This window comes from Acetobacter cerevisiae (assembly GCF_001580535.1).
GTDB classification, from domain to species: Bacteria; Pseudomonadota; Alphaproteobacteria; order Acetobacterales; family Acetobacteraceae; genus Acetobacter; species Acetobacter cerevisiae.
The window spans coordinates 133,179-154,507 of the sequence record NZ_LHZA01000156.1 but is presented as its reverse complement, the minus strand read 5'-3'; the positions used below and the strand labels follow the sequence as shown (position 1 = coordinate 154,507).

At 56.9% G+C, this 21,329-nt stretch carries 21 protein-coding genes and 3 tRNA genes; 11 read left to right on the top strand and 13 right to left on the bottom strand.

Translation table 11 applies throughout. From position 1 onward, the window contains the following. Positions 1–239: 239 nt before the first annotated feature. Positions 240–315: transfer RNA gene (locus AD928_RS12905), tRNA-Ala, on the bottom strand. 112 nt (positions 316–427) lie between these two features. Between AD928_RS12905 and AD928_RS12900 the strand changes: the two genes are divergently transcribed. After that, positions 428–727 (top strand): YggT family protein, encoded by a 300-nt coding sequence (locus tag AD928_RS12900; protein ID WP_407639269.1) that lies wholly within the window; start codon positions 428–430, stop codon positions 725–727. Positions 728–1,322: 595 nt separating this feature from the next. Here the strand turns inward: AD928_RS12900 and AD928_RS12895 are convergent. The 8 genes from AD928_RS12895 to AD928_RS12860 form a co-directional block, all read right to left on the bottom strand. Next, positions 1,323–1,398 (bottom strand) — tRNA-Phe (locus tag AD928_RS12895). A 55-nt stretch (positions 1,399–1,453) separates the two neighbouring features. Continuing rightward, on the bottom strand, positions 1,454–1,636 hold the full coding sequence (locus AD928_RS12890; RefSeq protein WP_062250966.1) for a DNA gyrase inhibitor YacG: 183 nt from the start codon (positions 1,634–1,636) through the stop codon (positions 1,454–1,456). Next, a complete protein-coding gene (locus tag AD928_RS12885; protein ID WP_062250965.1) occupies positions 1,633–2,721 on the bottom strand; it encodes a ribonuclease E/G in 1,089 nt (362 codons plus the stop codon). Before AD928_RS12885 ends, AD928_RS12890 begins: the two co-directional genes overlap by 4 nt. Beyond that, positions 2,718–3,350 (bottom strand): Maf family protein, encoded by a 633-nt coding sequence (locus tag AD928_RS12880; RefSeq protein WP_062250964.1) that lies wholly within the window; start codon positions 3,348–3,350, stop codon positions 2,718–2,720. The genes AD928_RS12885 and AD928_RS12880 overlap by 4 nt, the downstream gene beginning before the upstream one ends. Before the next feature lie 4 nt (positions 3,351–3,354). Next, the gene (infA, locus tag AD928_RS12875; RefSeq protein WP_003622234.1) at positions 3,355–3,573 is read right to left on the bottom strand and encodes a translation initiation factor IF-1; all 219 of its coding nucleotides are present in this window, start codon (positions 3,571–3,573) and stop codon (positions 3,355–3,357) included. A gap of 70 nt (positions 3,574–3,643) precedes the next feature. Next, complete coding sequence (gene hisD / locus AD928_RS12870; protein WP_062250963.1) at positions 3,644–4,957, bottom strand: histidinol dehydrogenase; 1,314 nt, start codon at positions 4,955–4,957, stop codon at positions 3,644–3,646. Next, a complete protein-coding gene (gene hisG, locus AD928_RS12865) occupies positions 4,954–5,703 on the bottom strand; it encodes an ATP phosphoribosyltransferase (RefSeq protein ID WP_062143817.1) in 750 nt (249 codons plus the stop codon). The genes hisD and hisG overlap by 4 nt, the downstream gene beginning before the upstream one ends. Before the next feature lie 132 nt (positions 5,704–5,835). Continuing rightward, complete coding sequence (locus AD928_RS12860; RefSeq protein ID WP_062250962.1) at positions 5,836–8,802, bottom strand: Rne/Rng family ribonuclease; 2,967 nt, start codon at positions 8,800–8,802, stop codon at positions 5,836–5,838. A gap of 482 nt (positions 8,803–9,284) precedes the next feature. Between AD928_RS12860 and AD928_RS12855 the strand changes: the two genes are divergently transcribed. Both AD928_RS12855 and AD928_RS12850 read left to right on the top strand, forming a co-directional pair. Continuing rightward, positions 9,285–10,223, top strand: coding sequence for an N-acetylmuramoyl-L-alanine amidase family protein (locus tag AD928_RS12855; protein WP_233420070.1), 939 nt, complete (start codon positions 9,285–9,287; stop codon positions 10,221–10,223). Between the two features lie 111 nt (positions 10,224–10,334). Further along, the gene (locus AD928_RS12850) at positions 10,335–12,023 is read left to right on the top strand and encodes a S10 family peptidase (RefSeq protein WP_407639268.1); all 1,689 of its coding nucleotides are present in this window, start codon (positions 10,335–10,337) and stop codon (positions 12,021–12,023) included. Positions 12,024–12,074: 51 nt separating this feature from the next. Here the strand turns inward: AD928_RS12850 and AD928_RS12845 are convergent, their stop codons facing one another. The 3 genes from AD928_RS12845 to AD928_RS12835 are packed head-to-tail and all read right to left on the bottom strand — an operon-like array spanning position 12,075 to position 14,188. Further along, positions 12,075–12,368: a hypothetical protein gene (locus AD928_RS12845; RefSeq protein ID WP_062250961.1), complete on the bottom strand. Its 294-nt coding sequence runs from the start codon at positions 12,366–12,368 to the stop codon at positions 12,075–12,077. Next, entirely contained in the window at positions 12,365–13,840 is a 1,476-nt protein-coding gene (locus AD928_RS12840; RefSeq protein ID WP_062250960.1) for a PepSY-associated TM helix domain-containing protein, read from the bottom strand. The genes AD928_RS12845 and AD928_RS12840 overlap by 4 nt, the downstream gene beginning before the upstream one ends. A gap of 15 nt (positions 13,841–13,855) precedes the next feature. Then, positions 13,856–14,188: a hypothetical protein gene (locus AD928_RS12835; RefSeq protein WP_062250959.1), complete on the bottom strand. Its 333-nt coding sequence runs from the start codon at positions 14,186–14,188 to the stop codon at positions 13,856–13,858. Positions 14,189–14,320: 132 nt separating this feature from the next. On the opposite strand from AD928_RS12835, the gene AD928_RS12830 reads away from it, so the two are divergent. The 7 genes from AD928_RS12830 to AD928_RS15300 all read left to right on the top strand — a co-directional run bounded on the left by AD928_RS12830 (position 14,321) and on the right by AD928_RS15300 (position 19,420). Then, entirely contained in the window at positions 14,321–16,579 is a 2,259-nt protein-coding gene (locus AD928_RS12830; protein WP_373320562.1) for a TonB-dependent receptor, read from the top strand. Positions 16,580–16,700: 121 nt separating this feature from the next. Continuing rightward, positions 16,701–16,997 carry a hypothetical protein gene (locus AD928_RS14840; RefSeq protein ID WP_156470200.1) on the top strand — a complete coding sequence of 99 codons (297 nt, stop codon included), beginning with the start codon at positions 16,701–16,703 and terminating at the stop codon, positions 16,995–16,997. A 131-nt stretch (positions 16,998–17,128) separates the two neighbouring features. Then, positions 17,129–17,635 (top strand): hypothetical protein, encoded by a 507-nt coding sequence (locus AD928_RS12820; protein ID WP_062250957.1) that lies wholly within the window; start codon positions 17,129–17,131, stop codon positions 17,633–17,635. Then, positions 17,632–18,066, top strand: coding sequence for a cell wall hydrolase (locus AD928_RS12815; protein ID WP_062250956.1), 435 nt, complete (start codon positions 17,632–17,634; stop codon positions 18,064–18,066). The genes AD928_RS12820 and AD928_RS12815 overlap by 4 nt, the downstream gene beginning before the upstream one ends. Beyond that, positions 18,063–18,380 (top strand): hypothetical protein, encoded by a 318-nt coding sequence (locus tag AD928_RS12810; RefSeq protein WP_062250955.1) that lies wholly within the window; start codon positions 18,063–18,065, stop codon positions 18,378–18,380. The genes AD928_RS12815 and AD928_RS12810 overlap by 4 nt, the downstream gene beginning before the upstream one ends. Next, a complete protein-coding gene (locus AD928_RS12805) occupies positions 18,377–18,925 on the top strand; it encodes a hypothetical protein (protein WP_062250954.1) in 549 nt (182 codons plus the stop codon). Before AD928_RS12810 ends, AD928_RS12805 begins: the two co-directional genes overlap by 4 nt. 369 nt (positions 18,926–19,294) lie before the next feature. Beyond that, positions 19,295–19,420 (top strand): hypothetical protein, encoded by a 126-nt coding sequence (locus AD928_RS15300; RefSeq protein ID WP_264821347.1) that lies wholly within the window; start codon positions 19,295–19,297, stop codon positions 19,418–19,420. Between the two features lie 490 nt (positions 19,421–19,910). On the opposite strand, the gene AD928_RS12795 is transcribed toward AD928_RS15300, so the two are convergent. After that, positions 19,911–19,997, bottom strand: a tRNA-Leu gene (locus AD928_RS12795). A 308-nt stretch (positions 19,998–20,305) separates the two neighbouring features. Here AD928_RS12795 and AD928_RS12790 point away from each other — a divergent pair. Beyond that, complete coding sequence (locus AD928_RS12790; protein ID WP_062250952.1) at positions 20,306–21,259, top strand: complex I NDUFA9 subunit family protein; 954 nt, start codon at positions 20,306–20,308, stop codon at positions 21,257–21,259. The last annotated feature ends 70 nt before the right edge of the window (positions 21,260–21,329 follow it).

The following is a 21,329-nucleotide window of genomic DNA, read 5'->3' as shown; positions in this document are numbered from 1 at the left end:
ACCAGATTGAGAGGAAAACGCTCTAATTTTCATCAGATGATCCTCCTCAGGCTTCTATCTCTTTGAGACTATAAGCGCTTGCCCGTTCGTCGGGGAGGTGTCGCCAGTGAATGGCAGATACTCCTGATCTGACGCAGAACATAAGGTGTGAAAATTTATGTAAAAAGCGTGCGCTCTTTGCAATTTTCTTCAATTTAATCAGGGGATTATAAAGTTAATCAGGGGATTATAAAGGCGGGTGGTGGAGCTAAGGGGAATCGAACCCCTGACCTCCTCATTGCGAACGAGGCGCTCTCCCATCTGAGCTATAGCCCCGCCTGTATAAGTCTGGGATCTAAAGGGCTTATCAAGACGGTGTCAAGCTGTATTGTATCGGCCTGAGGTCTGGTAAAGCCAGATCTTCCCCTTGTGTTGTGGAGAAGTGTTCTTGCTGTTTGTTCTTTTTTCAGTGTTGATGCGCTTGTTAGAGATTTATTGCTGGATCCTGATCCTGTCCTGCATTTTCATCAATCTCTGCCTGTTTGGTATTCTGGACAGCCGGAAACCGCTTGTCTGGAAAGTGGGCCTTTTCCTCAACCGGATGACAGAGCCTCTGCTGGAACCGGTGCGCCGTATTCTGCCCTCACTGGGTGGCGTGGATTTCAGCCCCATGGTTGTGTTGCTGGGCATCCAGTATGTGGTGCAGCCCGTGCTGGTCAGCCTTTTCAGAACCCTGATTTATCGCTGAGAAACCATACAGAAGGTTCGTGCCCTGAAAGCTGGAGCACGAACCGAACTGACTTTCTCATTTTAGTAAAAAATCAGGCAGCGACCTTGTTGGCATGCGCAGCTGCAACAAGGTCTGCGATCCCGACACCCATCTGTGAGACTACGGGGAGATATTCGTCGGGTTAAAAACGGAAGCGGTCAACAGCTTGCAGCTGTCTAAGCAGCGTTTCTGACGCCCCCACTTACAGCCATCAGTTTAATCCTCGTCCAAGAACGCATGTCCGTTTTCCAACGTAAACGGAATCTGAGATGCATTATTTTTGAGACGATCTTGTAAGGTAAAGATGGCCTGAGGGTTATCGACACAGCCTGTACTGCTTATCCACAAGCTTACCCCCGCAGCCATCCGCAGAATCTGGGGATAAGTGCAAAAGCAGAAAAATAAGACAGCATGAAATGGAAAAAAGTGTGTGTTTTCAGGCCGGTAGGGTGCGGCAACTCGGATATCATGCAAAAGAGGCCAGGTGCTCAAAGAGCATCAGCCTCATACAGCATATGCAATCTAAGACGGTTTAAACCGAAGCAGGAATAGCGTTTAAATTTTTAGGAAAAAATGGTGCCCAAGACCGGGATCGAACCAGTGACACTGCGATTTTCAGTCGCATGCTCTACCAACTGAGCTACTTGGGCACCGCAGCCTTGCGGCGTGAGAGAGCATGTATCGCAGGAGGGGAGGGAGATCAAGTCACCTTTCGTCATTTCTCTCAGGTTTTTCAAGATTCTCTTCATCAGCCGGTGGGCCGGGGATGCGATACTGCCCGGAAAACCAGCGTCCGAGGTCAATATCCGCGCAGCGCTGGGAGCAGAAAGGGCGTGTGGCGGCCTGGGTTGGCGCGCCACAAACGGGGCAGGTGCTGTTTTTGCTCATGCGTGTGTCGTCCAGAAAAAATCAGGCAGGGCGGGGTCAAGCTGGAGGCGCAAAGGCTTACCGCGTTGAGAGATACAGTCTGCCAGAGCCTGCGGGTCCTGTTCCAGTGCGGTGATGAGGCCAAGGCCGCCCCGCAGGACGGTCGCTTCCATCTCCTGCGTCACAAGGTGGCGCAATACGGCCAGCGCCTGCCCATGCGGGGAGGAGAGGAGTTCTGGCAGAGACGGGTGAATCCGTGCCCGTACCAGCTCAACCAGCCCCAACGCAGTAATGCCAAGGCAACGGGGGCGGAGCGGATCATCCTGCAGAGCCGCTTTTACAGGCTCCAGAAGTGCCTGCCGCTTGCGTGTGGCTAGTCCGGCAGGGTCAATCAGAATCGCACCAGAAAGGTTGCGCAGGCGAATCTGGCGCATCAGAGCCGGAAGAGCATCCCGGTTGGCGGCAAACTGTGCGGTTTGTTTGGGCCAGCCTGTTTTGGCTGGGGGCGCATCCATATCAATGGCGACCAAAGCAGGTGTTGGCGTAATACTGGCCTGCATGCCACCGGGCAGGCTGATAAGCGGTTCTTCCAGCGCCGTGCAGGCGTGGGCAATCTCTTCCGGGAACGGCTGGAGTTCCTGCTGGCGGCGCGGGCGCAAAGCGACCGGAAGACAGGCCGCAGCAGCCGGGGAATCGACAACAATTGTAGCATCCGGCCACCGGGCGGCCAGACGGTCCAGTGGCGTGGGGCCTCGGCTGATCAGCCCCGGCGGCTTAGCGGGCAGAGTCGCAGGAGCTTTTTCTGGCTTCAGCCGAACCCCTTTACCGCCCTGCGCAGCCCGCACCACCCTCACGGTGAGGGTTTGCCCTTCCGTGAGGGTGTCTGAGCCCTTCTGGTCGGGCAGGAAGCCACTTGCGCCCCCTCCCAGATCCACAAACGCTCCGCCCATGCCGGGGGCATGCGCGCTGATGCGACCCAGATAGACATCATCCACACCATCCGGTGCGGCAGGACGCCAGAGCGCGTAATCAAGCAGGGTTTCGTCTTGTGTAACGGCAATGCGCAGTTCGCCGGGATAGGTGGCGAGGCGCAGATACACGCTCACGCCAGCCAGTGGCCCGGCTGGCCACGCAAAAGCTGGGCCGTTTCAAACAGGGGCAGGCCAATAACGGCGGAGGCGCTGCCGGAAACAAAACGGATAAAAGCCGCAGCATGGCCCTGCAGCGCATAGCCGCCCGCCTTGCCTTGCCAGTCGCCCAGATCTAGCAGGCTTTGGATCTGATGAGAGGTCATGCGGGAGAACGTGACTGCCGTTTCTACAACCCGTTCGGCCCGGTGGCCTTCCGGCCAGCCAGCAGAGGGGATAACAGAAAGGGCGGTTAGCACCGTATGACGACGGCCGGAAAGCTGTTCCAGGCAGGCGCGTGCAGTCTCACGGTTTTCTGCTTTGGGCAGAATGCGTCGGCCAAGGGCAACAACCGTGTCCGCTCCCAGCACCAGAGCAGGTTCGCTCAGGCTGGCAGCAACCACGTTCGCTTTTTCCATGGCCATGCGGCGCACGTAGGGGCGCGGCAGTTCTCTCCGGGCTGGGGTTTCATCAATATCAGCCGGGAGAACGCGGTCTGGCACCAGCCCGACCTGACGCAAAAGGTCAAGCCTGCGGGGCGATGCGGACGCCAGCACAAAGTGAGGGCGGCCTCCGTTCTCCGTGCCATCCGGCCCGGATACAGCCATCGTCTTACTTGAAGCGGAAGGTAATACGACCTTTGGACAGGTCATACGGTGTCATTTCGACATTCACCCGATCACCAGCCAGAACACGAATACGGTTCTTGCGCATTTTGCCGCTGGTATGGGCCAGAATCATATGTTCGTTGTCGAGTTTCACCCGGAACATCGCGTTGGGCAGCAGTTCTGTAACCGTGCCGCTGAATTCAATCATGTCTTCTTTAGACATGGCGTCCTTCGTTCATTTTTAAGCCTCGTTATGGTTGGATGTGCAGATATGGGTGAGGGAGCCGGTTCGGTCAAGCGTTAGGCGTGGTTTGGTCTAACGCATCAAGCCGGGCAGAGATGCTCAGCGCATGCGCTTCCAGCCCTTCGGCCTGTGCCAGAGCGACCCCTGCCGGGCCAATACGGCGCAGGGCGTCCGGGCCACCAGCCAGGAAGGTTGTCCGTTTCATAAAGTCAAAAACAGACAGGCCGGACGCAAAGCGGGCGGTGCGGGAAGTCGGCAGCACATGGTTCGGGCCACCCACGTAATCGCCCACAGCTTCCGGGCAGAACCGGCCAAGGAAAACCGCGCCAGCGTGCCGGACCTTGGCAAATAGGGCTTCCGGATCATCCACCATCAGTTCCAGATGTTCCGGTGCCAGACGGTTGGCCAGAGCCACGGCTTCGTCCAGATCTTTGACGACCAGAACCGCGCCGTTCCGCTCCCAGCTGGCACTTGCAATAGCGGTGCGGGTCAGCGTTTTCAGCTCGGTTGTGACGGCTTCTGTTACTTTGTCGGCAAAGGCTGCATCCGGTGTGATGAGCGTCGCCTGAGCGAGTTCATCATGCTCGGCCTGCGCCAGCAGATCCAGCGCAATCAGGCGTGGGTCTGTGGCCGAATCGGCAATTACCACCACGTCAGACGGACCTGCAATGCTGTCGATGCCTACATGACCAAACACCTGCCGCTTGGCTTCCGCCACAAAGGCGTTACCAGGGCCGACAATACGGTCCACGGGACGAATGGTCTGGGTGCCGAACGCCATGGCGCCCACAGCCTGTGCGCCGCCAATCCGGTAAATTTCTGTCACGCCAGCCCGATGCGCTGCGGCCAGCACCAGCGGGTTAATCACGCCGTCCGGTGTCGGTACGCACATGGCCAGCCGCTGAACGCCAGCCACACGTGCCGGGATGGCGTTCATCAGCACGGAGGAGGGGTAGGCCGCTTTCCCGCCGGGCACATAGAGCCCGACCGCATCCAGCGCGATCCAGCGCATGCCCAGCGTCATGCCGACATCATCCGTATAACGGACATTCGACGGCATCTGGGCTTTGTGGAAGGATTCAATGCGCGTAGCGGCGACATCCAGAGCCGCCATCAGTTCCGGGCTGACCTGTGTGCAGGCTTTGGCAATTTCATCCGCCGTAAAGGCCAGCCGGGCCGGGGTAAGCGGCAGGCGGTCAAATTTTTCGGTCAGCGCACACAGGGTGGCGTCTCCATCCCGGCGCACAGAGGCCAGAATCTCCGCAACAGGTTTATGAACTTCCTGCCCCTGTTCTTCACGGGCGGTCAGAAGCGAGGCGAAATTAGCCTCAAAACCCGGGTCGCGTGTGTCTAGCCGTTTCATGAAGACTGCTCTGCCTTGATCTTTTGTGCGGCGGAAGGAGCGGCTTCCATCGCGCTGCGAAAGCCGTTGATAATCGCACTGATTTCTTCCGGACGGGTTTTCAGGGCCGTACGGTTTACAATCAGCCGACTGGTGATGTGCGTAATCGTTTCCACTTCCCGCAGCCCGTTGGCGCGCAGGGTAGAACCGGTATCCACCAGATCTACAATCAGGCGGGACAGGCCCAGCATCGGGGCCAGTTCCATCGCACCATGCAAATGCACGATATTGGCGTTAATACCGCGCGCTGCAAAAAAGCGACGGGTTATGGCGGGGTATTTGGTCGCAACGCGGACTTCAGACCACCGCGCCCATTCCTGCGGGTCATGCGGCAGGCTGGCAGGCTGCGCAACGGAGACACGGCAGCCACCAATGCCCAGATCCAGCGGGGCATAAATTTCGGGGTAGTCAAATTCCATCAGCACGTCTGCGCCGCAGATGCCCACATGCGCGCCACCGGATGCCACAAAGGTGGCCACATCGAAAGAGCGGACGCGCACAACATCAAGATTGGGGTTCTGGGTCGGGAAGCGCAGTTTGCGGCTGTCATCACCCAGACAATCGGGGGAGGGGGCCATGCCTGCTTTATCAAGAAGCGGCGTGACGGCTTTCAGGATCCGCCCTTTAGGCAGAGCCAGAACCAGAGGGCCCCGGTCCTGCGCTCCGGAAGAACGCTCGGGCTGAAGATCTGGCTGGGGCACGGTCATGAAAACTCCGGTGGGGCGGGCAGGTCTGTTTTTACGAAGACCTTACCTACCATACGTGGCCGGGGGCCAAAAGAGGCAGGAAGCAGTTAGGGGGCAGGTGCGAACACCTACCCCCTTCTCCTCAGTCCTGCTTTAGCGACGCCACCACCCCGTGCGGCGCTTGGGTGCAGGCTTCTCGTCATCAATAACAATCGGCTGCACGATGGACGCATCCGGTGCGTCTTCCTTCGCAGGCGCTTTGTCAGCACTGGCGTCCTGGGCTTCAGCCGGGGCGCTTTTGCTAGTCGCAGCCGTGCTCTTGGCTGCGGCCCGACGGCGGCGCGGTGCAGGTTTTTCTGCAGCGGGTTCCGCTGTTTCATCCTGCGGTGCGGCGGTGGAAGCCTCGTCCGTTGCCGTCGCAGTTTTCCGGCGCGTGGTTGCGCGGCGGCGTGTGCGGGGCTTGGGCTCTTCTTCCGGCGCTGCATCGGCTGCCAGTGCGGCAGGAGTATCTGCGTCCTGAGCGGGCGCTTCAACCTCAGCCGTAGCCTCAGCCTTTTTCCGCGTGGCACGGCGGCGGCGCGGTTTCGGGGCTTCTTCTTCCACAACCGGGGCTTCAGCAGCAGGAGCAGTTTCCGTCACGGCTTCTACCGCAGCAGGAGCGGCCTGCTCAGCGTCGGCCACAACCGGAGCTTCTTCCGCTACAGGAGCAGCTTTGCGGCGGCGTCCCGGGCGCTTGCGGGCCGGTTTGGCTTCAGCTGTCGGCGCTTCGTCAGCCGGAGCTTCAACGTCTTTCGGCTCTTCGGCTGTAGCCGGTGCTGCCACCGGAGCGGCCTTGGCAGGTTCCGGCTTTGCTGCTGCTTTGGAGGCCTTCGCCTTTTCTGCTTCAGCGGCTTCCATGGTGGAATTTTCGATCAGATCGAAAATATCCAGACTGCCACCAAACGGGTTTGCCGGGGTCGGCCCCTGCCATGTCGGACGGCGCGGCTGCGGAGCCGGACCTTCCTCAATCGCAACCCGGATTTCCGGTGTTTCCGTTTCTGTCGGGCGCACGCGGGAATGGCGGGTGCGACGGCGGCCGGGGATCAGATTGCCTTCAGCCTCAGCGGGTGCTGCGGCAGCAGCCTGCTCTTCAGCTACCGGAGTCTGAGCCGTTGCTGCGGTCTGGTCTGAGGTCGTCCCGTTCTCTTCGCGGTTCCCGTTACCACGACGGCGACGGCGACGGCGACGGCGGCGCGGTTCGTCTTCCCCCGTGCCAGGTTCAGCGGCAGCAGCGGGAACTTCGGCGCGTGGTGTCGTGTCCTGTTCCACAACCGGCGTTGCGTCTTCCGGGGTGACGTCCACTACGGCGTTTTCAACCGGCGGCAGCGGCGCATGGTTGCGGTTCGCTTTGGGCGGCTGGCGGCGTTCAATGCGAATTTCCGGCACAGGCAGCGTGGCGTCGGCTTCAAACAGAATTTCCATCTGATGCCGCTGCTCGATTTCAGCCAGCCAGTCGCGCTTGTTGTTCAGCACATAGAACGCAATTTCTGCGGCAACATGCACGGTAATGGCAGAAGCACGACGGCGTGCGCCTTCTTCTTCCACCGCACGCAGCACATGCAGTGCAGAGCTTTCAATGCCACGAACCATGCCGGTGCCCTGACAGTGCGGGCAGGGCGTAAACGCAGCTTCCGCCACGGAAGGTCGCAGCCGCTGGCGTGACATTTCCAGCAGACCGAAGTGTGAGATCGAACCCATCTGGATCCGCGCACGGTCATGGCGTAGCGCATCTTTCAGGCGGCGTTCAATCGCGCTGTTGTGGCGGCGGGATTCCATGTCAATGAAGTCAATGACAATCAATCCGGCCAGATCGCGCAGCCTGAGCTGGCGGGCCACTTCATCCGCTGCTTCCTGATTGGTGCGGAAGGCGGTTTCTTCAATATTGCGCTGGCTGGTTGCTTTGCCGGAGTTCACGTCAATGGCGACCAGAGCTTCTGTCTGGTTGATAACCAGATAGCCACCGGAGCGCAGAGACACGACCGGGGAGAGCATGGCGTCCAGATGCCCTTCCACATGGTAATGTGTGAAGAGGGGCTGGCTTTCCTTGTTCCACAGCCGGACTTTTTCTGCGTGCTGCGGCATGAGCATCCGCATGAAGTCGCGCGCAGCTTTCCAGCCATGCTCGCCGTCCACCAGAATTTCGCTCACTTCACGCGTGTACACATCGCGGATGGCGCGTTTGACGAGGCTTGCTTCCTCGTAAATCAGCGCCGGTGCGACGGACTGCATCGTCAGGTCCCGGATATCGTCCCACAGATGGAGCAGATATTCGCAGTCTCGTGTAATTTCCGGTCCCGGACGCTGCGCGCCAGCGGTACGGACAATCATGGCCATGCCACGCGGCAGATTGAGGCCGGAGATGATGTCACGCAGGCGGCGGCGGTCAGGCACAGACGTAATCTTGCGGGAGACGCCACCACCACGCAGAGCGTTGGGCATCAGCACACAGTAACGACCGGCGAGGGAGACATAGGTTGTCAGAGCCGCGCCCTTGTTGCCACGTTCTTCCTTGACGACCTGCACCAGCAGAACCTGCCGGCGGCGAATGACTTCCTGAATGCGGTAGTTGCGCAGGAAGCGGGCAATACGCTTCTGGATGAGCGCTTCCTCACCCGTGTCAGTTTCACCACCAACATAGTCAGGCGTATCATTCCGGCGGGAGGGGCGGCGGCCTTCGTCTTCGCTGGTGGATTCGTCAGCATCAGAGCTGGCGTCTTCATCATCAGCGGCGGAAGCCTGCGCGTCGGTCTCGTCTTCGTCGGACTCGGATTCGCCAGCGTCAATCAGGTTTTCTTCTTCAGCCTGCAGGGCGAGAAGCTTTTCCCGGTCAGCAACCGGAATCTGGTAGTAGTCAGGGTGGATTTCGCTGAAGGCCAGAAACCCGTGGCGGTTGCCGCCATATTCAACAAAAGCTGCCTGAAGGCTGGGCTCTACGCGAACAACGCGGGCAAGATAGATGTTCCCTTTGAGCTGCTTTTTGGAGGCAGCTTCAACATCGTAATCTTCAAGTCTGTTTCCATCCATAACGACAACGCGCGTTTCTTCCGCGTGCGTCGCATCGATCAGCATACGCTTTGACATAAAAAGAAAAACTCCGGCGTGCCGGTGGCCGGCCTATCCGGTGGAGCCGTCTGAACGGCTGGACACGGGAGGGGGACGCTTCCGACAGGCATAGGTCTGTACGTGTGAGAAAATGAGAGGCGGATGTCAGGCCAGGCGCTGAGGTGACAGCAGAGGCGCGGAAACAGGATGCTGTCTCCGGTCTGGTCATGCACTCCAAGATCGTGGCCCTGACGATAGTCATGTATCCTTCAACCAATGTTTCCTGCTCCCATCTGCGCTGGGCGGCGGTTAAACGCCAGCCGCGCCTTTAAACCCTAAAGGAGCGGAAACAGGATGCATGACGGGCAATCCTGCCTTGAGCCATGCTTGCCGACCATGACCTAAACGGCAACAAACCGCAAGCCATTCAGCAAGACTGTTTTGCATCTCTCTGGCCTTGACACGGTTTCGACATTATCTGTGTGCAGGATCGCCCCAATTAGAGAAGTGTGAGCCTCGTCATGACGTCAGAATCCGAAAAAACACCCGGTTTTTTTCTGATGGCCGAGCGGTCCGCCCGCGCAGCCGGGATCGATGCTCCACATCCTGCACAAAATTCCCTTAACCGCCGCGGGCTTCTGATAACCGGGGCCGGACTGCTGACCACTGGCCTGCTCAGCACGCAGGCGCAGGCCGCAGGTACGACGCGCCATGCAACCGGGCAGACACTTCACGCACCTGCCGTTGTCGGCAAAGCCCGGCCTGCGTTGCCGCTGGTCATGCTGGACCCCGGCCATGGTGGGAAAGATCCCGGTGCCATTGGCTATACCGGCACTTATGAAAAACATGTGGCAGAAGCGGCGGCCACGGAATTGCGTCAGCAGCTTCTGGCTACCGGGCGGTATCGTGTAGCCATGACGCGCACCACTGACCATTTTGTGCCGCTGGATGGGCGTGTGGAACTGGCGCAGGAGCATGGGGCGTCTCTCTTTATCTCCATGCATGCAGATGCTCTGCACAATGCCGGGGTGCGGGGGGCGAGTGTCTATACCCATTCGCACGGAGCGTCGGATAGCCAGACAGCGGATCTTGCAAAAACAGAAAATAGTGCAGACCGATATGGTGGTCCTCTGGTGCAGGGGACATCGCCGGAAGTACAGCAGATTCTGGCCAGTCTGGTAACGGAAGAAGCCCGGCGCGGGTCTGCTCATATGGCCAGCGCTGTCGTGTCCTCTTTTCAGTCTCGCATCAATCTGTTGTCGCATCCCCACCGGCACGCCGCGTTTGCGGTGCTGAAATCGGCGCAGATTCCGTCAGTTCTGGTGGAAATGGGCTTTATGTCCAACCGGCTGGATGAAGCCGCTCTGAGGCAGGCCGGGCACCGGGCCATGGTGGCGGGGGCGATGTGTACCGCCGTCAATCGCTATTTCGCCTCGGCTGGTGTCGGGTTGGCAGGGTAAAGCAGACGCTCTGGTTGGGTTGTTTGTTACCAAGTGTAAACAGACTGGCCGAACGCCACACTTCCTGATATTCAGGCTATATTATAACATAGTCTGACAGGATGATGTCTCGTGCGGAAAAAACAGACAGGTTTGAAGCTGGCAGGGTTGCTGGCCACGGTTTCTGTGCTGGCAGCGGGTGCTGGTGTAGCCGTTCAGCCGATTGCTTTGGCAGAAGATACGCATCAGGCGGCTGATGCCGCAAAACAGAAAGTCAGCGTAGAAGATTTTCTGGGCAAACCGCAAAGCGTGACCTCCAGCGGGTCCGTTACCGTGCATGGGGCGCATATTGATTATGAAGCCGTGTCCGGCACCCTGATTGTCCATAAAGGTGGTTGGGATGATTCCGAACTTCCTGATGCAGACAAGGACAAAGACAAGAAGCAGCCGGATGCCGCAGCGTCCATGTATTACGTGGCCTATTTCAAGAAGGGTGTACGTCCGGAAAACCGGCCCATCACGTTTGTTTATAATGGTGGCCCAGGGTCCTCCAGCGTATGGCTGCATATGGGCGCCTTTGGCCCGAAACGTGTGGTGACTGCGGACGATACCCATACGCCTGCAGCGCCCTACGCCATTGTAAATAATAATGACAGCCTGCTGGATGTGTCCGATCTGGTGTTTATCGATGCCCCTGGCACCGGTTACGGCCGTCTGATCGGCAAGGATAAGGAAAAGGCGTTCTGGGGCACGGACCCGGATGCCGGTGCGTTTACCGACTTCATCGCTCAGTTCCTCTCTCGTTTCGGGCGTTACAATTCTCCCAAATATCTGTTTGGGGAAAGCTACGGCACAACGCGGTCCGCGATTGTGGCCAACAAGCTGGCTGACGATAAAGGCATTGATCTGAACGGCGTGATTCTGCTTTCGCAGATCATGAATTACGACAATGACATTGATGGGGTCGCCATGAACCCGTCAATCGATCAGCCTTATGTGCTGGCCCTGCCGAGCTACGCCGCAACGGCGTGGTATCACAAGCGTCTGCCTGCCGAGCATCCGGACCTCAAGGCGTTTCTGAAAGAAGTCGAGCATTTTGCACTGACCGACTACACAGCGGCTCTGCAGGAAGGCAACGCCATTTCTGACGCGCAGCGTGATGCGACAGCCCAGAAGCTGCATGATTATACGGGCCTGCCGGTAGATTACATTAAAAAGGCCGACCTGCGGATTAACGGCGGCGAGTTTGAAAAAACCCTTCAGGGCGATAAGGATCTGGATACAGGCCGTCTGGATAGCCGCTTTTCTGGTCCGACCATGGATAAGCTGTCCCAATTCTCCTATTACGATCCGCAGTCTTCGGCCATGTCCTCCGCCTATATTGCAGCCTTTAATGATTATGCCCGCAATACGCTGCACTATGGCAATTCCCCCGCCTTTGGCGATGGGTATCAGGAATACAAATTCTTTTCTGATGCCATCATGAAATGGGATTTCTCACACAAGCAGCCCAATACGGATTTCCCGATCCACGGTGCGGTTAATGTACTGCCGGATCTGGCTTCTGCTATGAAGCATAATCCTGCTCTGAAAGTGATGCTCAATCAGGGTTATTATGATCTCGGCACACCGTATTTCGAGGGTATTTATGAAATGAAGCATCTGCCCATTTCCCGTGATCTGAGCAATAACATTCAGATTGTGCAGTATGAATCCGGGCACATGGTCTATGCGAATGAGAAATCTCTGACGCAGTTGCATGATAACGTGGCAAAGTTCATCACACAGACGCACGGTGCTCCGGCTCCGGCAACAAAATAACGAGAAAACGTGCGGCTGGGCGCAGGAAAACCCCTGTGCCCGGATCAGGTTTTACAGTGGGGTCTTGCTCATCCGGGCAAGGCCCCGTTTCTGTTTCAGCACTGCCATCAGCACGCTGGTGCTAAGTCCTGCGGCAGAGCCGAGGCCCAGCCAGTAAAAAATGCCAAGAGCCGGGTCCTGAAACAGGCAGAGGGTCAGTGCGAGGCAGGGCGCTAATGCCCGGACAATCTGGTTAACAGACACGGCGCCAGCCTGCCGGGGGAAAGAACTGCGTGTTCGGGGCTGCAAACATTCATGGCACCAGAAGGCAGCGCTCCACAGCGCCAGCACAAGCAGGAAAGTCATGCAGCAGGTTCCCGTAATTTCAACAATGCACAGAGCGCGATCAGGCCCGTGAGAAATGCCAGCGCATCCGCTGTCATGAAGACGCTTGCGCCCTGTGCCCATGCGTGCGAGCGCGAGACCAGATCCAATAATGGAAGTCCGCATCCGGCTCCCGCCAGAACCCCGAGTTGCTGACGCCAGCCGGAGGCAGCATGGCGCGTTAAAGAGACAAGGAGTGCATGCGCAGCGCACAGGCCCCACACAAGAAAGAAGAGATTAATTTCCATCATCGCACGGCCAGAAAATACAGCCGGAAGGCAACGATTGACCCAGAAAATCCCAAGGATTGCAGTAGGAAAACCTACAACTGTCGTCATGGTCAGGGCTTCAGCTATCCGGAAGAAAAACTGTTCACCCGATGAGCGGCGACGTTTCATGAGAAACACGACTAACCCGCTTGCTGCCAGAGTGGTCGCCGCCAGCCCGGAGAGGAAGTACAGCCAGCGCAAAGGGAGGGGCGCATAACGGGCATAATGCAGCCCGCGCACAAGCTGCATGGTCGCAACAGCCGGCGGGCTTTGTGTGACAGAGCGAAGGGAGTGTCCGTCTTTCCGGCTGAAAGCCACATGATCTCTGGTCAGAAACGGGCCAAATGCATCGCTTTTGAAAATGCGCACTTCGTCCGGCGTAAACAGAATGAGATTACCGTCAGGGCTTCGCAAAACATCCCGCGCCTGTGCAATTAAAGGAGCAAGGGGTGGCGGCAACGGGCCAGCCTGTAACACACGTCCTTTGGGGGCGGTCTTTTCTTTTTTGTGCGGGGTTGCCGTGTGAGAGGGGAAAAAGGACTCGGCAGGAAGCAATGCTCGTGCGTGGATGGCGGTGCCGGTATAGCCCATGAAAGCAATAAACGGCAGGAACAGAACCCCCATGATCAGGTGAGCATCCACCCAGGCGCGCGGACGTGCTCCAAACGGGCGGAACAGGATAAGGTCCGGCCAAAGCGCCTTGATGTGGATGACAAGCCCGGAGCCAATGGCCACCAACAGGCAAAGCCCCAGAAAGGTGACGATCTGCACACCGGGCTGATTGCCGCCGCGCAGTGAGAAATGGAAATTATAGAAAAACTGGCCGCCAGCCGTCTCGCGGGCAGGGAAGACGGCTCCGGTTGTTGAATCCAGCGCAGTGCCGACAAACTCATACCCATCATAATGCAAAACCCGCAGAACGGGATCACGCTGCGAGGGGAGAGTGAGGAACGCGGAAAGTCCTTTCTCCTCTTCAGCCTGGACAGCCTGTGCGGCGGCCTGCAAAGCGGCAGGTGTGAGGGATGTTCCCTGCGTCAGCGGGACTTCAGGCTGCATCCACTGGGTGATTTCCGTATCGAATACGGCCAGCGTACCAGACGCGAAAATACAGGCCAGCAGCAGCCCTGCCAGAAAGCCAACCCAGCTATGGAGCCACCCCATATGCACCCGCAGTGTTTCACGCATGGGTCGTCTTTCTCATCAGAACGGAAGAATACCGGCAAGGATTGCTGAACCACAGGCGACAAGACCAAGGATTAGCCCCCACCAATGGCGGCGTCCGGCAAAGCCAACCAGCACAAGAACAGGGAAAAGAGCAGCGATCACCATGCCGCCCAGATCCGTTTTCAGCCGCATGTCTTCAAACGGGAGGCGCTGAGCATCCAGCATGACCAGATGGGCTGTCAGAAAGGAGAGCGCGCAGACAACAGCCAGCAAACCGAGCCGCCGGAGAACAGCCTGACGCTTCTGGTTTTTCCTGGTGTCAGGCTGGACGGAAGACGCCGTCATGCCCGGGCTTTTGGTGCGACTCATTCTCATGTTGCTAAGTAGTCAGGAGACGGCTGTAAACCCCGGACATAGGAGGAAATTATAAAATAATATTGCGAATGTCTCTTAATTGCGCTTATGGAGGCGCGGTCGGTCTCTAATTTTGGATTAATCATGATGATGCGTGGTCGCCTGCCGGTCCTTCGTTTACTACACAGAGTAGGGCGGGTTGCGTTCTTGCTGGCAACAGTTGCGGTCTTCAATGATGCTGCTTTTGCCGCACAACAGGAGGCAACCGCACCGCAGAAAACGGTAACGGATAAGGCTGCGCCCGTTAAGAAAGCCCCACAAACGGAGACGCCGACAACAGAGGCCCAGAAAGATGAAAACCTTCTGGTCACGGCCCGACGTCGCAACCAGATGGAAGTCATCAGTGGTGGTCAGCTTGGGGCATTGGGCACCAAGAAGGGGCTGGATGTGCCGTTTAACATCCGGAGCTATACGTCCAGTCTGATTCTCAACCAGCAGTCTCAGACACTGGGCGAGGTGCTGGAGAATGACCCCTCAGTGCGCACCACATACGGCTACGGCAACTTCTCGGAAATTTTCGTCATCCGTGGTTTCCCTGTGTATGGGGACGACGTCGCCATTAATGGTCTGTACGGTATCACGCCCCGGCAGCTTCTCTCCCCCCAGCTTTATGATCAGGTTCAGGTGCTCAACGGCGCCAGCGCGTTCCTGAACGGGGCTGCTCCCAGCGGGACGGCCATCGGGGGGAACATCAACCTGATGTTCAAACATGCCCAGAATACGCCGATTACCCGTCTGACGGGTGATTATGCCAGTCAGGGTGTTGGCGGCGGCAGTCTTGATGTGGGACGACGTTTTGGGCAGGACAAAGCGTATGGGCTGCGGTTGAATGTTGCGGGTCTGGATGGTCAGACGTCTATTGATCATGAACGTCGCCACTCTGTTGCCTTGGGCGCGGATTTTGACTGGCATGATGACAAAACACGCATTTCTCTGGACATGAATTACCAGAATCAGGGTGTGAATGGCGGGCGTCCGGGGGTATTCCTCGGTACGGATATAACGGGTGTGCCGCGTGTGCCCAATGCTTCTCATAATTACGGTCAGCGCTGGACGTATAATGATCTGAATTACATTTTCGGCATGCTTAATATTGAGCATGATTTGTCAAAACATGTTACACTCTATGGTGCTTTTGGTGGTCTTGGGAGTGACGAGAAGGGCAATTACTCCACCCTGACGGTGAATAATTCCCAGACTGGTGCCGCCACAGCCGGGGCCATGTATGTGCCCTATGCGCAGACAAATGAAAGCACACGCGGCGGCGTGCGCGCCCATTTTGACACCGGGCCAGTCAAACATGAAATCAATGCTGGTGGGTCCGCCTTGTGGGAAGAAAGCCGCACGGCGTATTCCATGGCGCTCAGTTCCTTCGGTACGAACCTCTATAATACGGCGGCAGTTCCGGCCCCGACAGAAAACTGGACAGGTGGCAATCTGGACAACCCGCTGCCAACCAGCCGAACGCAGCTCTATAGTTTGTTCTTTTCAGACACAATGTCCTTCTGGAAGGGGCGCGTCGCGCTGACTGCCGGCTTCCGTTACCAGAATATGCTGATAAACGGATACGATGCCTATACGGATGGCTCCCGTACGTCGCATTATAGCCGGGATGCCATCACGCCGGTTGTCGGACTTGTGGTTCACCCAACTCGCCGCACGTCTATTTACTTCAACCGGATTGAAGGGTTGGCGCAGGGGCTGACGGCAAATGGCACCAATCTGGTCAATCTGGGGCAGATTTTCCCGCCTTTCAAAAGTGTGCAGTATGAAATCGGGGCTAAATACGATACCGGACGGTTTACAACTACACTGGCATTTTATCAGATTTCTCAGCCTAACTCCTACACGGAACCGTACGGTAATAATGGATCCTTCATCTTCCAGGAAAATGGATTGCAGCGGAACCGGGGCGCGGAGCTAAGTGTGAATGGCCAGATACTTCCTGGTCTGCGCTTTAACGGAGGTGCCACGCTGATTGATGCGGACTTGCGGCGCACCGCGCAGGGACTGGATAATGGTCATACCGCTATTGGGATTCCTAATTATACCATCAATGGAAATCTGGAATACGACTTGCCGTTCCTGCGTGGTGCAACGCTGGTCGGTCGGGTGGAAAATACCGGCAAACAGTGGGTGAACACAGCTAACACGGCGCATCTGCCAGTCTGGACACGGTTTGATCTGGGGGCCCGCTACACGTTTGCGGTTGCACACAAACCCCTGACTTTGCGGTTTGGCGTTGATAATATTGCCAACACACGTTACTGGGCCTCAGCTTTTAATGGCTACTTGCTGCAGGGACTGCCCAGAACCTTCAAGTTCTCATTCACCACAGATCTGTAATTGCCTGCCCGCGTGGTCATGCCTAAGTCTGGATAACATCGGGGCTAAAGAGCATTCCTCTTTGAACCCGGTTTTACAAAGCCACCCTTTGGGGTGGCTTTTCTTTTTTCCGGACAAAACAATGCAAGACGCACAATCTACAAGTGGCAACACTTCGTCGGGCTTGCTGGCAACTGCGGACCAGTTGCCGACAGGAACGTATTTTATCGACCAGAGCGGCGCGGTACTAATGGCCGATACGGTTGGCACGCTGCCTGCAGACGTCACTCTTAACGGGGGCGTCTATATGGCTGGTTCGGCCACGCTGCCTGCCGGTCTGTCAGTTAATGCCGCCACGGGCGTGATCCTGACAGACGGCACCACCTATTACCCCAATACAATCAATAATGTCGGCGTTCTCTGCGCCGCTTCGGAGTGATTTGCATGCGATACGCGGCAACGCGCATTGCATGGATCGACGCGCAGTGGGGTTATAGCGGCTAACAAATTAACCGCCCATACGCATAAAACATGCCGCCGTGTGGGCGGTTTTTTGTATCCGGAAAATCTATGACTGAAGAACAGAGCGGCATAATCGTTGCAGCTGATGGTGACCTGCGCGAAATTGTTGGTGGTCATGAAATTCGTCTCGCTGCCGTTGAGCGGCGACAGGACGCGACTGACGGAAAGCTGGACGGCATCAGCAAAGATCTTGCCACTATGAGGGCAGAAGAGAATGCCCGCACTGTGGCGACAACAGCGGGAATAAGCCGTCTGGAAGTAAGAGTTTTTGATCTGGTAACACAGCTCGCAAAACTCACCGGCGCTCAGGAAAACCAGAACCGGCTTGCTGAAGAAAACCTGCGCCGCTGGCGGACACGATCAGTCATTGTCGGGATTATTTGCACCATTGCTGCGGCAGCGGGTGGCACGGTCCTTTCCAGCCAAACCTGGGATAACTACCTGTTTGGAAAGGTTGGTTTTCTGCACCGCCACCATATTCCAGTTCCTGCGCCGCAGCCTCAACAGCAAGATTCTGTTTATGCACTGGCTCCCCGAAGTTGGGAAAAATCATGACAAGCACACTACCAATTACTGACTCCGTGCAGGCAGCTTCCCGCACGGCTTGGGGTGAGGCCAGAGGGGAGGGAACACGGGGCATGCAGGCGGTCCTGAATGTCATCGGTAACCGGGCGAAACATCCAGGCTGGTGGGGGCATGATATTGCCGGAGTGTGTCAGGCACATGCCCAGTTTTCCTGTTGGGATGCCAGCGATCCCAACCGTGAAAAGCTTCTGACAGTTTCTGACTCAGACATGCAGTTTCGCGAGGCTCAGGGGCTAGCTGCTTGTCTTGTGAACGGCCGCCTGTCTGACCTGACTGGTGGAGCTGACCACTATTACGACTGGCGCGGCCAGAGGCCCTATTGGGCGCAAGGTCGCTTTTATAAATGCACTATTGGTCATCACGCATTTTATCGTGTTGGCCTGAGGGGAGGTGGGACGTGACAGACTCCACGAAAAACGCTTTTGCGGTTAATGCGGCCAAGATTGGGGGCATCACTACGGTGGTGCCCCTTTTGTTTTCAGCAATCCCGGAACCGTGGAGTTCGGTCATCTCCGGGGTGATCATCATTTGTGGCGGTGTGACCGCAGCAATCCAGCCCCCGCAAGCCGGCAGCAAATGGACGATCCCCTATCAGGTCGTTTCCGCCATAGGCCTAAACATCGGCTGGGCCGTCAATCACATCGGGGCGCGGGTCGATACATCTCAGAGTTTGGCTGCGCAAGCCTCATCCACTGTGCAGGACAAACAATCATGATCCAGTCTCGTCGCACTTTCCTGTGCTCCGCCACCCTCGTGGCTGCGGCCGGGACGCTCACTGCTTGCACGGTTACGACAAGTGGAAAAACGACCACGCTTACGCTGAATACGACCAAAGTTAAGGCCTACGCGCAGGCAGGTATCAATGCTGTCACAACTATTCTCAGCATCACGGCCGTATCCACTGCTATGGGGGCTCCGGCTGTGGCCGTTATTGAGGCTGCGGAAGGCGCTTTGTCTACCGCACTCTCTGCGTTGGCGAGCGAGACGAATGGTAGCCTGACAGTCAGCTACGACAGCACGAATGCCAAAACGCGCATTGATACGTTGCTGGTGGACCTCAATAATGTTGCCGTGGCAATCCGTGCCGGGTTGGTCGCAGCTCAGCAGACTGTGACCAACAGCGTGATCAATACAGCGATCATCACCTTTAACGCACTTCGGACCGTGATTGATGCGTTTGAGGGGGTTCTGGGTATCAGCCTGCCAAGCGTTACAGACGAGCAGGAGGCAACAGCACTTTCCGTGCTGGCGGTGCAGTGACGAGCTTTGAGTGTGGCCTGATCTTAGGCAGCCTGAGCACTGTGGTGCTGGGATCAGGCCTCGCCGCCTTCCTGTCCTGGAAAAAGCGTCAGAATGATTTGTTTGGTTGATTGATAAAGTTACTGATGTAGCCTTCTGACTCGCCGCAAATATGCCCTCAATAGGTAGCAGGCTTTGTCGGGCAATAAGGGCTTGTGGAAGTCAGGATCGGTCTGCGCAAGGAAGCTTACGGTGCCTGTTGGTCAATGATTGCTGCGTATGGCCATCGGGTATACGAGAAAAGACAAGATTGATTGGCTTGTGGCGGTGCCAGTGCGGGAACAGGGTCTCCTGCCAAACGTTTGTATCTTAGGTAAGGAGGATACTTCCATGGAAAAACTGTCTGAAGATTTCAAAGCTCGTCAGAAACCGGTGGCCCGCATCATTGTTGCTGTGAGTGCGGCTGTGGCGGGTTTTCTGATTATGCTGTTCCGGCAGCTCAAAAAGCCCAGATAATTTCTGATAATCATGTTCTTTCAAAGAAGCCCGGTTCTTTCTGCTGATGCAGGGGGAGCCGGGCTTCTTTTTTTGATTCTGGAAGCTTTCAATCTCAGGTTATCGAAAGTCATGGAATATCAGGGTGTTAGAAATTCTGACATAATCCCGGAAAGATGTACCCGTTATCCACAGGCTTACCCCCGCAGGCATCCTCAGATTCTGGGGATAAGTGCAGAGAGCTTTCGGCAAAAGGCGGTAGGGGGTGGCAATCAGGTGTGCGCCTCTTACAGCCCGCGCATCACGAAGCAGGTGATGTGGCTAAGAGAATGGTTCAGAAGCGAGCGGCATAAGCACAAGCTGAAAAACTACGCAGCGTCTCGGGCGGATTTGCATGCTGAGAATGGGAACAATGGGGGAGATTCACTCTCATCCCCCCCCTTCATGTAAAAAGCATAAGGGGATGAAGAGTAGTAGATACAAAAAAACCGCAGCGAACTGCGGTTTTTTTTGGTGCCCAGAAGAAGACTCGAACTTCCACGACCTTGCGGCCACAGATACCTGAAACCTGCGCGTCTACCAATTCCGCCATCTGGGCTCAGATGACAACCGGGTCACCCCGGCTGGTGAAGGGGTATTTAGCTCGACCCCGTACCCCCGTCAACGGAAAAAATGCATTTTTCTCAGGATTTGTTTCTTTTTGTTATTTGGCGTCCAGCCGCCTCTCCAAATTCCCTAAAAAACAGCAGTTTTTCATGGTGTGTTGCCTGTGTTCTTGGGGCGAGGCGGGTGAACTGGGAGGATGCTGAACCATTTGTGCTCACCGGGCGTTCCAAAAAGAAGCGTAGACTATGCGCAGGCTATCCCAGAAGGCAGGCCAGAGCAGACAGGAGTGGAAAGAACACCATGAGTGAGCAGAAGATTGCGACAGTGTTTGGCGGTGGTGGCTTTGTGGGGCGGTATGTTGTCCAGCGTCTGGCTGAAGCCGGATACACCGTACGTATTGCCTGCCGCAGGCCGGATAAAGCCGCATCCCTGCGAGTTTTGGGAAGGCTGGGGCAAATTGCGCCTTTCTATGCCTCGGTGCTGGATGATGCCTCAGTATCCTGTGTGGTCGAGGGCGCGTCTGTTGTGATCAATCTGGCCGCGGTGCTGGGAGATGCATCCGGGCAGGGGCTTGAGGCCGTGAATGTTGAGGGGGCAGGTCGGGTAGCGCGTCTGTCCGCACAGGCTGGCGTGCCAGCGTTTGTGCAGATGTCCGCTTTGGGAGCGTCTCATTCAGCACCGTCTGCTTACGGGCGGAGTCGGGCCGCGGGGGAAGATGCTGTCCGGGCCGCTGTGCCGCAGGCTTCCATTGTCAGGCCGTCCGTTATCTTCGGGCCGGAGGATCAATTCTTTAATATGTTTGCCACGCTGGCGCGGTATTTGCCGGTTCTGCCTGTTTATGGTGCCAATGCGCGCCTTCAGCCTGTGTATGTAGGGGATGTGGCGCAGGTTGTGGCGCGACTGGCGGAAGATCCCTCGCTGGCAGGGCAGGTGTGGGAACTTGGCGGACCGGATATCCTGACCATGAAGCAGATTTATCAGTGGGTTTTGCGGACTACGCAGCGCTCTCGTGCGCTTTACGTGGTGCCGCCGGCTCTGGCGCGCATTCAGGCAGCGATTTTCGAGCGTTTGCCGGGACATATCCTGACGCGTGACCAGTTGCTGATGCTCTCTCGGGACAATGTTGTGCCGCCCGGTCAGTCGGGTTTTGAAAAGCTCGGGCTGACTCCGCAGAGCATAGAGGCCATCGTGCCGTTTTATCTGACCCGTTATCGGGCGGGTGGCGGCCGTTCAGGGGTTCGCCTTGTAGAATAAGGGGTTAGAGATAAAAAGGTCCGATATGAAACCTATATAAAATGGTTTTTGAGGATAAATCTCTTTCAAA